We start from the raw sequence: 15,469 nt of genomic DNA, 5'->3' as shown, positions 1-15,469 counted from the left end.
AATGGATTACAAGCGCCATGCGCCAAAATCGGTTAGACAGGTCTTATGTACAAGAGAAATAACTGAAGTTAAACCGATATCAAATGAACTAAAAAACCGTTCTATTGTTATCGCTATTGCTATTCACAACCAAACTAACAGTATTGACAAAGCACTGAAAAGTGCTCTCCAACAGACAGTTGTAGAAAAGCAACAAGCCGCCATACTTATATTGGATGACAGCAGCATAGACGGCTGGGAACGCATCCATGCCGAGACGCTGCGAAATCCAAACATTGCTATTATTAGAGGTCATTGTGGGTCTCCAGCAAGAGCTAGAAATGCCCTACTTGACTATGTTGATAATCATTTCAATTCGGATTGGGTATGCCGTTTAGATTCTGATGATCGGTTGGCCACTCCTATAAGTGTTGAAGAGCTTTGTTCGAAGGGTACACAAACTGGCGCACTATATGTCTTAGGAAGTAATTCTCTCAGCCAAAGTTCACCAATAGCAGGTGAATTGTCAGGAATTAACTTAGCAACGCCTTCGGTACTGCAAGACAGGAAGCGACTGGTTGAATTTATACAAGGATTTTGCTTGGAAGGACAACAACAAGAATTACCATCATGTAACCTTGTTTTAGCCTCTAACTGCGGGTTTCGCTATCCTAATATCAGAAGTGCAGAAGATCATTGGTTGGTAGCTGAGTTACTAATGCTTCATTCAGATGTAGGGCAGATTGTATCGACACCTTTATATTCAATATATAGTCTAAACGGCACTGAGACAAAGCGAAATAAAAATGATACTCAATGGTCTGATCAACGAACTCGGTTAGCATTCGCTGTCAAATCTTGGCAAGAGATATTAGACACAAAAAAAGAACTACTTGGAGTAGGGCACGAAGGCGTTGTATGGCGGGAAGATGATGTAATCCTTAAGCGCTTTTATCCTTGGGCGATGAATGGTCAATATGTAAAGCGTATTTCAAAACTTCTAGATAATTGCTCACCTCATTTATTGAATCCAACCTGGTTTCAAGAAAGGGATAGTTGGCTATGTCAAACATCTTACAAACCGATGCGTGGATTACGTCAATACACTGAAAAAAGTGAAATAATAAAATTCTTGAGAGACATCTACAAAATTGGCGTTGCTCCTTTAAATATCAAAAGAAGTAACATGCTGCTAGATGAAAATGGCAGATTGGTGATGATCGATATAGGAAAGGACATTGTTGATTTGAACCTCAGTAGGTTTTTAGATCTCTGTGCTCGTATGTATGGAATCGGAATTTTAGGCTGGAGCGATGAAGAATTAGTTAGGCGACCTAGTAAACAAAGCCAAGACGAAGCACTGAAGAAAATTCCAGGATTTGAAACGTTTTACCGAGAGCTAATATTAGGTATTCATAAGGAGCAATTAAAGGGTCCTGCTAAAAATATGGAGGCAACAACTAAACAGGATGTCACTCTACTAATAAAAGCTTGCGCTCAAGATGCCGAAGTCCTGCTGCACCAAGTTCAGCATATAGTTTCCCAACTTAGTTACCCTAATACTTTTGAAGAAGTAGTTTTACTCTTGGATTCGTATGAAGGCCCTTTCCTACGCCAATACGCCACACCAAACTTAGTAAAACTCCAATCAGAAGCCAAAAAATTAAAAAGGGATGGATGGGTAAATAGCGTAATCATCGCACCAATAGACTTGGAAACAATAAAAAATCTCTATTTACGATGGTTTGGTAAAAGCGATATTTCACATACGCATACGTTAAGTAGCGCTCCACTATCTAGTCAGATTTGGGCATTTGAAAACGTTACAACTAGGTATGTTCTCCAATGTGATTGTGATGTCTTAGTAGGGAGAAAAGATTTCAATCACGCTTATTTAGACGATATGCTTTCAGCTTTAGCTACTGAAGACGTATTCTCAGTTGGCTTTAACATTCCCAAGGCCAATAATGGCTTTCGTCGTTATGAGGCGGAGCCTGGTGAATATGTTCCTGAAGTTAGGATGGGGTTATTAGATTTAAAGCGTATTTTTCAGCATATTCCACTTGAAAATCCAGTGAAAGATGAGCGATATACTCTCACTTGGCATAGAGCTCTGCATCGCCGTCAAAAGCAAAGATCCATTCGCTCATTGCGAGGTGGTGATAGTAGAACTTTTTATCTTCATCCACGAAATGAAGATAAACCACACCTGGATCTATATACCGTAAGGGACTTGGTTGCTCAGGGGCAATATCCTTTAGAACAAGCTGAAAATTTTGATCTTGTCCCTTTCGCTAACTGGGACTATCCCAAACGAGATGAAGAAATAGTGTTTCTTCTTAAAGGCAGCAGGACTAATCCAGAGTTATTACAACGCTGTCTGAATAGTTTGAAACAACAGGATTGCCAGCACTTTGGAATAATTCTCATAGATGACGATTGCGACCTATCTACGTCTTGGCAGTGGCCTGATTTTTTAAGGTCATTTAATGCACGAGTAACACTTATTCGCAGACTTCATCATGCAGGCCGAGGTGAAAATTTCAAAGAGGCTATTAGCAATATATGTTTAAACCCAGATGCCTTTATTGTGATCCTCGATCAGGATGATTCACTTCTTGGAAAAGATGTCGTGACAATACTAAAAAGCCACATAGAAGCAGGGGCTGATCTGATTCAACTTCCTATGTTTAGACCAGACAAACCCCTAAAACAGTATACCCCCAACTACATTTCACCCCGACGTCATGGTGGTGGAGAGGTATGGGCACATCTACGAGCATTCAAAAAAGTATTATTTGAAAAGATTCCAGAAGAGTACTTATATAAAGAAGGAGAGTGGATAACCCCTTCTGACTATTCAACGATGATGTCCCTGGTTGAGCTAGCTAATAAACCAGTATTCGTGAGTCAAAGATATGGATACTTGCATGAACGCTTACCCTACTCTACAAAAGTCAAAGAAGAGCAATTGCAAAAGCTTGAATATCTTATGTCTCTGACTCCACTTGGTTAAGGAACAGTTGCTGCTGACACCACGCTAAACGTTTGTATATTATATCAACCTGAATTGACGCGTCGTAATCATAGAGCCACCAGTTCAAAGTTTCATGTGAAGTGCGGTCTAGATAAAACAGATGTTCTACGAGAGATATTTGTTCAAACGAGGAAAATTCAAGCCAATGTTTAGCTGGTATTTCACTTAGCTTCCTTAGTAAACCCCAGCCATCTGCTTTAGATAGTTTTGCTAATTTGGATAGCTCTTCAAATGGTTTTATGACCGATTTTCCATATCCTTCCTCAATTTTCACAAAGAGACTGGGCCATGGTTCAATATTGACCTTTTGGGTAAATACAACACGCCGCTCACCAAGCCAATTATGAAAAGCGCATGCCAATGGCTTACGCGGCGGCATATCTGGAGTACGGACAATGCTTGGAAGCAATGGCATTTGATAAACTTTTATTTTTTTCTTGATTAGTGAAAAGTAAGAAATGACAACCATCCCAGTGGAAGGCCAACACGCAATTGACTGTTTTAGTGTCTGGGCCTGTTTCAACAGGGCCGTATCTAGTACTTGTGAGGCTTGTTCCCCCTCACTTTTATACCCGGATTGATGTGGTTTTACTCTTGAATTGTTGATCCAAAGCTCATCTTTATTCAAAGCACATTTTGATGCAAACCGATTGAATCGAATTTTAAAACCTATATTTGGAGTCTCATCGGCTACCGGACCATTGCCAATAACATGCAAAGAGAGTTCATTTCTTAATTCTTTGACCATAAACATCATCGTATTTTCAATCTAATGCAGTACAACATTTTGTTTTATCCATTTTTGCATAATTACTCTTTACGCTGATCTTGATAGGTAGTAATTCATTAGAATGCGCATCTAAAATATTAACAGTTATCACTTGAATGTTTATTCTATACTCTATTAGGAAGGAATTCTGAAGATAAGAGGTAATAGTTACTTATTGTAAATTTGATATTGAAAAATTTTATTTGATATTTTAAAAGCTTACTGAATAAATATAGAAATATTTATATTGCTTTTTTGTACAATTTGTTTGACTGTAACTTTTTTTTAATGCATGTTAGTTATTCAATTTAGGAGCATTATTGAGTTGGTGATGAAGGATCTATCCCCCTCTGATTTAAAGACTGTTTTGCATTCAAAGCGTGCCAATATGTATTACTTAGAATATTGCCGGGTGATGCAAAAAGATGGTCGTGTTTTATATCTGACAGAAGCAAAAAACGAAAATTTATATTTCAACATCCCTATAGCAAATTCAACGGTTTTGTTGCTAGGAAACGGAACTTCAGTTACACAATCAGCTATGAGAATGTTGGCGCAGGCTGGAGTCTTAGTAGGCTTTTGTGGTGGAGGTGGTACACCGCTTTACATGGCTTGTGAAGTTGAATGGCTAACACCACAAAGTGAATATCGACCAACTGAGTATTTGCAAGGTTGGATGCAGTTTTGGTTCGATGACAATAAGCGATTACATGCCGCTAAAGCTTTCCAGCAAGCACGTATCCACTACTTACAAAAAGTGTGGAAAAGAGACCGTGACTTAAAAGGTGAAGGGTTTGATTTCGACAGTCAGCAAATACAAACAGCCCTTGAACAATTCTACACTCGCACCGAATCAGCGACTAAACAATCAGATCTGTTACTAACAGAAGCACAACTCACTAAAGTGCTTTACAAATACGCAGCCAATAATACCCAGTACACAAATTTCAAACGACAACACCAATCACAAGATCAAGCGAACGACTTTCTTAACCATGGTAATTATCTAGCGTATGGCTTAGCAGCAAGTTGTTTATGGGTATTGGGGATACCGCATGGTTTTGCTGTTATGCACGGTAAAACTCGAAGAGGTGCGTTGGTATTCGATGTGGCTGACCTTATTAAAGATGCAATAGTTTTACCTTGGTCGTTTATTTGCGGGAAAGAAAATGCCACAGAGCAAGAGTTTCGGCAGCAAATACTACAAGCTTTCACTGACCATAAAGCACTCGATTTTATGTTTGATACTGTAAAGAAAATAGCCCTGAATGAATACGAATCAGAGAAAATTGAGGCGCAAAGCCTATGATGGTGACCTTTGTTTCTCAATGTGAAAAAAAGGCGCTTGCTAAAACTCGAAGAGTACTTGATGCCTTTGCCAATCGTATTGGTGATAACACCTGGCAAACACTAATTACTGAAGATGGCCTACAAACAGTCAAAAAAATGCTTCGTAAAACAGCCAGTAAAAGTACTGCAGTGAGTTGCCATTGGATAAGAAGTCGCTCTCGTAGCCAATTATTATGGATAGTGGGGAATAAATTAAAATTTAATGCGCAGGGGGGGGTACCTGTAAATAGAACCTCGCTTAACTTAAGTTATAAAGGTTGGGAACAAGGTTGGCATTTAAACGAAGTCATAGTGTTAGCTTCAAGTATTGCTGGACTCTTTCATGATTTTGGTAAAGCCAACGATTTGTTCCAACAAAAGTTAATAGGCTTAACAGAATCGAAAGGAGAGCCTTATCGACACGAATGGGTATCACTGCGCTTATTTGAGGCTTTTACTAAATGCAAGGCTGACCATAAATGGCTAACGCAACTCGCAAACGTAAACGAAAGTGGGCAAGGTAAGGAAGTCGAAGTACAGGTTTTAAGTCAATTGTTTATCGATGGAAGCGGCAACCAACGAGTATTTGAGGGGTTATCATCATTTGCAAAGCTAGTGGCTTGGTTAATTGTATCGCATCACCGTTTACCTATGGCAAATGATAAACCAGTGCAAATAAAGGATATCAATAAATGGCTATCTAACTGCTTTGACTGCCATTGGAATTCCCCTAATGCCCTAGACCTTTCTATGTATAGTTCAAAAGTCATTAAGAAAAACTGGCTTTTTAAACAAGGGACACCATTTTTAAGTCAAACTTGGCAACGTAAAGCGAGCAGATTAGCTCAGCGTGCTCTAAACACACCTATATTATTTATGCGTGAGCCTAATTGGATTGAGCAACGGTTTGTTAGTCATATGGCAAGGCTCTCGTTAATGTTAGCCGATCATTATTACTCTTCTTTACCTCTTGAAAGATCAAAAGCCGCTTGGCGAGATGAACATTATTACGCTATTGCCAATACAGATAGACAAAGTGCCATGCAAGTTAGTCATAAACCAAAGCAGCAATTAGATGAACATAACATTGGTGTTGCTGTAAATGCGCAGCGTTTTGCACAAAATTTGCCAGCACTTAAATATACTTTGCCGTCAATTGCGCAGCATAAGTTATTTAGTAAACGGGCAGAGCACGATAAATATAGATGGCAAGATAAAGCATTCTCTCATGCTAAATCGATTGCCAAAGCAACTGAAAGGCAAGGGTTCTTTGGAGTCAACATGGCATCGACGGGCTGTGGTAAAACAATCGCCAATGCACGAATTATGTACGGTTTAGCGGACGAAAAAGAAGGATGTAGATTTTCTGTCGCTTTAGGTCTTCGAACCCTTACATTGCAAACGGGTGATTCATACCGTGAATTATTAAAGCTTGGTGATGATGAACTGGCTGTGCTTATTGGCTCACAGGCTGTTAAGACATTGCATCAATTAAATAAACAGTCGGAACAAATTCGCAGTGGGAGTGAATCGGAAGACGACTTATTTGAGCAACTATTTGTTAGCTACGAAGGGCAAATTTATGATGGTCGCCTAAAACACTGGCTAAGTGCTAGCCCCAAGTTAGAGCAACTCATTAGCGCGCCAGTGTTAGTCAGTACTATTGACCATCTCATGCCAGCCACTGAAAGCAAACGTGGCGGTAAACAAATAGCCCCAATGTTACGATTATTAACGTCAGATTTAGTTTTAGATGAACCTGATGATTTTGGTCTTGAAGATCTACCTGCACTATGTCGTCTTGTTAACTGGGCAGGAATGCTAGGCTCGCGAGTTCTACTATCCTCAGCTACCTTACCTCCGTCATTAATAAAAACGTTGTTTGATGCATACCAATCAGGGCGGCAACATTTTAACCAAGCGCAGTTTGCAGGCATTACTGAAGCCCCTATTTATTGTGCATGGTTTGACGAATTTACCAGTCAAACAAAAGAGGTTGCTAATAAAAGGGATTATATAGAACTACATAAAAAGTTCGTTACAAAGCGAGTTGAAAAACTAACCAGTAAGCAACGTGTATTGCGTAAAGGTGAGATTATAAATGTGGAATCTATTGCACCTACAAGTACAGATCCTAGTTCAGCTCCTTGTGAGTATTTAATTTTTGCGCAAACCATTGCAGAACACATGCATCAATTACATTTAGCCCATCATTTAATTCACCCTTCAGGCAAAAAAGTTTCATTAGGTGTAGTACGTATGGCCAATATTAATCCTATGGTTAAAGTGGCTAAGTACTTGGTTAATATGAAGCCGCAGCAAGATCATCATATTCATTTTTGTATCTATCATTCACAATTCCCATTGGCATTGCGTTCATTCAAAGAAAGTAGATTAGATAAAGCGCTCAACCGCCATGATGAGCAGCAACTCTGGCAACAAAAAGAAATCCAACATGCATTAGAAAATAGTACCGCTAACAATCATATTTTTGTAGTGCTTGGTACTTCTGTGGTTGAAGTTGGTCGTGACCATGATTATGACTGGGCTATAGCCGAACCAAGTTCAATGCGCTCACTTATTCAGTTAGCGGGTAGAGTACAACGCCATCGGCAACAAGTGCCTGAAACAAGCAATGTGTTGGTGTTAAACAAAAACCTACGCGCGTTAAAAAATGAAACTCCAGCTTATTATAAGCCCGGCTTTGAAAGTCAAGCATTACCATTATCAACACACGACCTCAATTCGCTTATAAGTAATGAGTTAGTGCATATATCAGCTATTTCTCGCGTAAAGGAACCTAACTTCGAATCTAAACACTTTGAAGCACAAGCAATATATGGCCCAGCTAATCCAGTAGACAATTTTATGGTGCAAGAACACCGTGCAATGCGTTTCCATTTAGAGATAACTGGCGGTGATAACTATATCGAAAAATATTATCGTAACTACAAAGAAGCGGAAATTTGGTGGAACAATGCAACGGGCGGGCATGCAAGTTGGAACGCTGAATTTATCCGTCAAACTGAATTTAGAAAATCACAAATGCAAGAACCATTCACCTTAAGGATGGACGAAAACGATGATCTCACTTGGTGGCAATTAGATACGACCCATAAACCTTATCGTTATGTTCCAAAAGAGAGTCGCTTTACTAGCGATGAGGTTACCTTAGTCGATGGGTGTTACTGGTGGTTTGCTATTACGGCAGAAGAAACTTACGAGTATTTTGCTAATGCACTTCATTGTTGCCCACAAAAAGCAAGTGAACAACTGGGTGAAATAAATGTTAGAGCAGAAAAAGAAGAGCAATTGATCACATGGTCATGGCACGAGCAATTAGGTGTCTATGAAAAATTAAAGAAAAAGGAAAAACAATGGAATTGACCTTAAGCGATGCGATTGCTGAATATATTGAGCAACGTAAGCAGACTAAGCTAGAGCCGTTGCAAAAAGCCCGAGATAAAGTGCTTAAAAAGAGCGATGATCTTAATGAAATTAGTCTTGCTAAATCACAGTATCTAGAAGCGGCAGCACCGATTGAAGCGGCATTCAAACCAACTGCTTGGTTAACTGATGCGGCAAAGCGAGCAAAACAAATAAGTTTAGCAACTCATGCAGCGAAGTTTACTCATAGTGATGCCAAAGCTAGCAGTATGTTAGTGACAGATAAGCGCCAAGAGTGTACTGGGTATGTTATTACAGCTAGCTTGGCTTACAAAGAGATTGATGCTGTCGGAAATGCTGCAGCTTTAGATGTGGCAAAGCTTTTAAAAATCACAGTTAACGATGATAGCTTGGTCGAGCAATTACAAAACCAGCATGTAGATGCTTTAAATACCTTTACTGGTGACACTGAACTGCTAAAAGAGTGGCAAGTAGGCTTTGAAAAAGCATTGGGAGATGAAAAGCTTTCAGGCCATACTCTGACTAAGCAACTTTATTACCCAGTCGACGCAAACGTCGCGAAAGAGACCCAATATCACTTATTATGCCCTCTTTTCTCATCCTCACTGGCCCATGCATTACATAAGCAAGTTACCCAAACACGCTTTGGAGAGGCTAAAGATATTCGTGATGCACGTAAAAAAGGACTTTATCATAAAGAGTTAGCTGAAAGCTTCCCTGCTACCGCAGTGCAAAACTTTGGTGGCTCAAAGCCTCAGAATATTTCTCAGCTAAACAGTGAGCGTTATGGCCAAAGCTTTTTACTCAATTGCGCCCCTCCGACCTATCGGGCCCAAAGTAAACCACCTTTAATGAGTGCGACGATTTTTAATCGTGAATTTGGTTATAAAACTTATGAATTAATTCGTGAGTTTAAGGCCTTTCTAACAGGGCTATCGGCGCAAGATAACAATTTTAAAACCCGCTATAAACGCGACTATGGCTTTGTACAACATTTACTTGATAGCTTATTTAATTATGCGGTGCAGATCCAAAGTTTAACTAAGGATGCTGGTTGGTCAAATGACAGTGAATGCCAAATGAAGCACCAACATGCACTGTGGCTAGATGTGTATAACCCTAATGAAAAATTTCAATTAGAGCGTGATAAAGGCGACTGGTTAGAGGTTATCGCTAATGACTTTTCACTTTGGTTGTTGCGCAAGCTTGAAAATAAAGCAAGTTATTTATTGGGTGATGCAGAACATAAATACTTTAAAAAATTATGTCTACATGAACTGAAAGCGTTTGAGCGTAACACTCCAACGCTTGGAGAAAAGTAATATGCGCCAATATATTTTAGTTAAAAAACTCAACATACAAAATGCTAATGCGATAGCTGGGTTAACTTACGGCTTCCCTGCTATCACTAATTTTTTAGGCTTTACCCACGCAATATCGCGAAAGTTGCCTGAGCAACTAGGGGTGAGCCTAGGCGGTGTAGCGGTAATTAGCCATAAAAATAATGTCCATGTGCGCCAACCAAAAGGTTGGGGTGATTATGTGTTTGCGTTAACGCGTAATCCGCTCACACAGCAGGGAAAAACGGCACCAATTAATGAAGAGGGGCGCATGAACATGCAGATTTCTTTATTAATTGAAGTTGAGGGGCTGGTTGCGGGCGATCAGACCACAGAACAAGCGTTAGTGAATCATTTACTTAAATTGATCCCAACAATGCGCATAGCGGGGGGACAAGTTACCGACTTTGAAAATTGTGAGGTGTTAAGTGACGATAAATCACAACAACAAGCCTTACGTCGCCTAATGCCTGGTTTCGTATTACTCGATAGAAGTAACTACCTAGAGCAACATTTTGAGGTGTTAAAAAAACACCAAAAGGAAGCAAGCGTATTTGATGCTTGGTGCGACTTCGCAAAATTAAAATACCAAGCAAACCCTATTGATTCCCCACGTTTGGAGCCGGTAGATTTAAATCTGAAGGGCGAAGAAAGCGTAAAAATGAAAGCTACATGGGATTACTTGCCTAAACCCAATTCGGGTTACTTAGTGCCTATTGCAGCAGGTTATTACGCTATTTCAGAACTATACGTGCCAGGTGAAGTCACAAATGTAAGAGATAAAACTATGCCTGTAGCGTTTGCTGAAACTGCTTACAGCGTTGGCGAATGGCAAAGTGTACATAGGCTAAAGGATATAAATGTAGGTGTTTGGCGTTATAGCTATCAATACCCTTGGTATATTGCCAAAACTCAAGAAAGTACGACCGATATTTTAGTGCCAGATACCGATTCGCTTGTAAGTGATGCAGTATTTGACCCTGACTTTTTATAATTAATGGAGATGTAATCATGGCAGAAATAAAACTTAAAACCCCATCCGTATTAGCATTTGAAGCAAAGCTCATCCCATCAGATGCCTTAATGTTCGCAGGCAATCTAGCAGAGAACAGTTGGCAACCCATTGTGGTTGGTGAAAAAGCGGTAAGAGGCACTATTTCAAACCGGCTAAAAGCTGCAACAGCTAATGACCCCACGAAGCTTGATGCCGAAGTATCAAAAGCGAACCTACAGACGGTAGATGTTGCAGCATTGCCGCATACTGCTGATACCTTAAAATTAGTATTTACTATGCGTGTTTTAAGTGATTTACATGTGCCATCAACATGTAATGACCCTATTTATCAAAGCGCTCTGGCTGAAAAAATAAAACAATATCAGATAGGCACAGGTTTTAAAGAACTCTCAAAACGTTATGCACATAATATTGCCAACGGTCGATTTTTATGGCGTAACAGAGTAGGAGCTGAAACTATCAAAGTTGTAGTTACTGCAGGTAGTAAAGAAAATCAAAAGCAATTTATTTTTGATAGCTATCAATTTAACTTACGTAACTTTGAGGAAGATGAACAAGTAAATAAGTTAGCGCAAATCATCCAAATGGGACTTACTGAACAGCATGCCTTTATTAAAATCGAAGCCTATAGCCAATTAGGACAAGGGCAGGCGGTTTACCCATCACAAGAATTAGTTATGGGGGGCGGAAAAGGTGATAAGAGTAAGTTTTTATACCAGTTAGATGGGCAAGCGGCAATGCACTCTCAGAAAATCGGAAATGCTCTACGAACCATTGATACATGGCACACTGAGTTTGAAGAAATTGGTCCAATTGCAGTAGAACCTTACGGCTCAGTCACAAATAGGGGGGCAGCGTATCGTCAGCCAAAAGCGAATATGGATTTTTATAAGTTACTTGATGGTTGGATGCTAAAAGGTAAAGAACCCTCACTGGAGCAGCAACATTATATAATGGCAATGCTGATCCGTGGTGGCGTATTTGGTGAATAAGGAATAGCCATGAATTATTATGTAGACATCACCTTATTGCCGGACGCCGAAACAAATCTAGGCTTTTTGTGGCACAAAGTATATCAGCAAATTCACCTTGGGCTTGTAGAAAACAAGGTGAACGAAAAAGACTCAGCGATAGGTTTATCATTTCCTGAATACGGCAACAAGAGTTTTCCTTTAGGTCAAAAGTTAAGGTTACTGTCTGAAACGAAACAGCAACTTGATGATTTAGATGTTAACCAGTGGTTGGCGAGGCTTAACGATTATGTCCATATTAAGGCGATAAAAAGTGTGCCGAGCGATGTGAAAGAATATGCTTACTTTAAGCGTAATAATTTTAAATCTCCCGAAAAGCTTCGAATGAGTGTGAATGCGAGAGCCTCTGCAATAGCTGAAAAAAACGGTTATGATATATCTGAAGTGAAAAAGCGTTTATTAACTTCTATAAACAATTTAGAGCAACAATCAAAACTACCTTATATATGTTTAAGAAGTTTATCTACAGATAAAAACATATGCCAAGCAGAGCGAAAGAAGTTTTTATTATTTATTGAATGTCACAAAACGTCAAAACAAAGTAACAATCCTAAATTGTTTACTTGCCATGGTCTAAGTAGACGAAATAAGAATGAACAAGTATCAGTTCCTTGGTTTTAAGTGAAATAACAACGTATACCCTTTAATTTTGCTCTTTAAAAATTTAATTTCAGAAACAACAGGTTACAACTGTATGTATTTTGTTTGGGTAAATTCAATTTTTTAACTAAACAGTTTGTTGTAACTTGTTTTTTTGTTCATAATCCATTGTTCACTGCCGCACAGGCAGCTTAGAAATCTTGGGGTGCTGATATAGCAGGGCTGGAAAAGTTCACTGCCGCACAGGCAGCTTAGAAAGAACGGAAGAGATGATCGGGCAGCGGATATACGTTCACTGCCGCACAGGCAGCTTAGAAACACAGGAAAATTGCCACAGGAAATTCAAAAAAGTTCACTGCCGCACAGGCAGCTTAGAAAAAGCGGAACACTTACACCAAGCGCAGCGGATAGTTCACTGCCGCACAGGCAGCTTAGAAACACGCGAGATAGTAAAAGCAGCACTAAAATATGTTCACTGCCGCACAGGCAGCTTAGAAAAGTTAGCCACTATTGGCAGAATTAACGTGATGGTTCACTGCCGCACAGGCAGCTTAGAAATAATTCAAGCTCAAATAATGCCCTAGCTTGGTGTTCACTGCCGCACAGGCAGCTTAGAAATACATACGGAACCTTTACTAAGGGCGATATAGGTTCACTGCCGCACAGGCAGCTTAGAAAAAAAACTGAGAACTTTGTGCACAGTCACAACAGTTCACTGCCGCACAGGCAGCTTAGAAATATAGGAAAATGCTATAGGAAATTTAAAAAAAGTTCACTGCCGCACAGGCAGCTTAGAAAGATTTAAACGCGGTTTTGGGTTCGAATTCCGGGTTCACTGCCGCACAGGCAGCTTAGAAATTCACCAGTAGCTTTAATTGTTGCATTTACACGTTCACTGCCGCACAGGCAGCTTAGAAATAAATAATCACCCCTGCGCTGATTACTTATTTTGTTCACTGCCGCACAGGCAGCTTAGAAACGCTGAATCAAAATTTATACCATTGAACAGTAGTTCACTGCCGCACAGGCAGCTTAGAAAAGTGTGTAAGCTCGTGTAATACGGTCGCATCGGTTCACTGCCGCACAGGCAGCTTAGAAAATACGTTGCGGTATTTGGTGACTAGCTCCATAGTTCACTGCCGCACAGGCAGCTTAGAAATCAAAATAAATGGCTTTACTGCATGAGCGATAGTTCACTGCCGCACAGGCAGCTTAGAAAAGTTAGCCAACTATTCACACGTTAACGCGCGAGTTCACTGCCGCACAGGCAGCTTAGAAAGATCGAATACACGAACGCATTAACGTTTGCGAGTTCACTGCCGCACAGGCAGCTTAGAAAGATCTCGAAAACCCATGTGCTGATAAAGAAAGGTTCACTGCCGCACAGGCAGCTTAGAAAACAGCAAAATGGTGTTAACGCCTGAATAGTTAGTTCACTGCCGCACAGGCAGCTTAGAAAGCAAACAGACATGATGGTAGCTTTGCCTGAATGTTCACTGCCGCACAGGCAGCTTAGAAATTTCGCTTACTCCTTCGATTGGGAGGCAAAGCGTTCACTGCCGCACAGGCAGCTTAGAAAACTAAGTACAATGTTAGCTACAGTAATTTTTAGTTCACTGCCGCACAGGCAGCTTAGAAACTTAAATTAGGCGTGCGCAGCTTGCTGCGTCCGTTCACTGCCGCACAGGCAGCTTAGAAAATCAGCATAAGTCTTAGCAACTTCTCGCTCTAGTTCACTGCCGCACAGGCAGCTTAGAAAATGATTAAGAAATGAGCTTACATTCTAAAATTGTTCACTGCCGCACAGGCAGCTTAGAAAATTACGGGCGTTATTTCATTATTTATCTTTAAGTTCACTGCCGCACAGGCAGCTTAGAAATTAGTAATGATTTTTCATGGGGCGCAAGCTTAGTTCACTGCCGCACAGGCAGCTTAGAAAAGCTAAAGCATTGGGCAGTACTCAGGTTAACAGTTCACTGCCGCACAGGCAGCTTAGAAATTTATCGAGGTTAATATTAATGACTGAAGAATGTTCACTGCCGCACAGGCAGCTTAGAAAAACGGTTAAACGTTGGTTTACTGGTACTAACTGTTCACTGCCGCACAGGCAGCTTAGAAATTGGTGCGCATTAAACGCGATCACTCTGCTTTGTTCACTGCCGCACAGGCAGCTTAGAAAGTTGGCTTAGAGCTAATAACTAGTAACCGTGTGTTCACTGCCGCACAGGCAGCTTAGAAAAGCCAACCCGTGGATCTTCGGTACGCAAGGTAGTTCACTGCCGCACAGGCAGCTTAGAAAATAGTGACAGTATTGTTATGGGGTCGGGGGTCGTTCACTGCCGCACAGGCAGCTTAGAAAGAAGAGGGCAGCGTTGAGCATGAGGTTAAGTTGTTCACTGCCGCACAGGCAGCTTAGAAATGCGCCAACTACGCAAATATTCGAGCTAAATAGTTCACTGCCGCACAGGCAGCTTAGAAATATTGGATGGTCGCTACAAATAGCACCTAAATGTTCACTGCCGCACAGGCAGCTTAGAAAATCTTGTTTGTTAGTTATTACTTTATGTTTTAGTTCACTGCCGCACAGGCAGCTTAGAAATAGCGTTTGCTTGTTCATCTCTATCAGTGTCAGTTCACTGCCGCACAGGCAGCTTAGAAATTGATGTTCATTAAATAAAGCTCTGCGTTTTGTTATTGTACTAAAGTCAAAGTGCGCAACACTTTTTAGTGCGCAAAGTGTTAAACCCTTATTTATAAAGGGGTAGTGATTAATTATTATATTTAAAATATTCTCTATGGATGCGCAACGGCCTGTGAAACGTCCTTGTTTGGTTGATACGTTTTAAGTAATAAAGCTGTTATTTACCTAGAAATACACACACTTTTAGTTCGAGGATGACGTAAGGTGACCAGAAGCCTCTATGTGTATGGCTTGCAGCTGCGCAAGTGTTTGTCGTATTC

At 40.4% G+C, this 15,469-nt stretch carries 8 protein-coding genes and 1 CRISPR repeat array; of the genes, 7 read left to right on the top strand and 1 reads right to left on the bottom strand.

The window, feature by feature from the left end:
- Position 1: 1 nt before the first annotated feature.
- Positions 2-2,995 (top strand): glycosyltransferase, encoded by a 2,994-nt coding sequence (locus ACRRSQ_RS09325; RefSeq protein ID WP_440875464.1) that lies wholly within the window; start codon positions 2-4, stop codon positions 2,993-2,995.
- Here the strand turns inward: ACRRSQ_RS09325 and ACRRSQ_RS09320 are convergent.
- The gene (locus ACRRSQ_RS09320) at positions 2,970-3,764 is read right to left on the bottom strand and encodes a hypothetical protein (protein WP_440875463.1); all 795 of its coding nucleotides are present in this window, start codon (positions 3,762-3,764) and stop codon (positions 2,970-2,972) included. The genes ACRRSQ_RS09325 and ACRRSQ_RS09320 overlap by 26 nt on opposite strands.
- Before the next feature lie 352 nt (positions 3,765-4,116).
- On the opposite strand from ACRRSQ_RS09320, the gene cas1f reads away from it, so the two are divergent.
- Genes cas1f through cas6f form a run of 6 tightly spaced genes read left to right on the top strand, consistent with a single transcriptional unit; the run spans position 4,117 to position 12,529 of the window.
- Positions 4,117-5,094, top strand: a complete 978-nt coding sequence (cas1f, locus tag ACRRSQ_RS09315) for a type I-F CRISPR-associated endonuclease Cas1f (RefSeq protein WP_440875462.1) — start codon at positions 4,117-4,119, stop codon at positions 5,092-5,094.
- The gene (gene cas3f / locus ACRRSQ_RS09310; RefSeq protein ID WP_440875461.1) at positions 5,091-8,501 is read left to right on the top strand and encodes a type I-F CRISPR-associated helicase Cas3f; all 3,411 of its coding nucleotides are present in this window, start codon (positions 5,091-5,093) and stop codon (positions 8,499-8,501) included. The genes cas1f and cas3f overlap by 4 nt, the downstream gene beginning before the upstream one ends.
- Complete coding sequence (gene csy1, locus ACRRSQ_RS09305) at positions 8,492-9,844, top strand: type I-F CRISPR-associated protein Csy1 (protein ID WP_440875460.1); 1,353 nt, start codon at positions 8,492-8,494, stop codon at positions 9,842-9,844. Before cas3f ends, csy1 begins: the two co-directional genes overlap by 10 nt.
- Before the next feature lies 1 nt (position 9,845).
- Positions 9,846-10,856: a type I-F CRISPR-associated protein Csy2 gene (csy2, locus tag ACRRSQ_RS09300; protein WP_440875459.1), complete on the top strand. Its 1,011-nt coding sequence runs from the start codon at positions 9,846-9,848 to the stop codon at positions 10,854-10,856.
- Positions 10,857-10,873: 17 nt separating this feature from the next.
- Positions 10,874-11,869 (top strand): type I-F CRISPR-associated protein Csy3, encoded by a 996-nt coding sequence (gene csy3, locus ACRRSQ_RS09295; RefSeq protein ID WP_440875458.1) that lies wholly within the window; start codon positions 10,874-10,876, stop codon positions 11,867-11,869.
- 9 nt (positions 11,870-11,878) lie between these two features.
- A complete protein-coding gene (gene cas6f / locus ACRRSQ_RS09290) occupies positions 11,879-12,529 on the top strand; it encodes a type I-F CRISPR-associated endoribonuclease Cas6/Csy4 (protein WP_440875457.1) in 651 nt (216 codons plus the stop codon).
- 149 nt (positions 12,530-12,678) lie between these two features.
- Positions 12,679-15,167: direct repeats of the CRISPR family, unit length 28 nt; unit sequence GTTCACTGCCGCACAGGCAGCTTAGAAA.
- Positions 15,168-15,469: the final 302 nt, after the last annotated feature.

Source organism: Thalassotalea sp. PLHSN55 (assembly GCF_052030545.1).
Taxonomy (GTDB): Bacteria; Pseudomonadota; Gammaproteobacteria; order Enterobacterales; family Alteromonadaceae; genus CANMXU01.
This window is presented reverse-complemented; position numbering and strand designations above follow the sequence as displayed.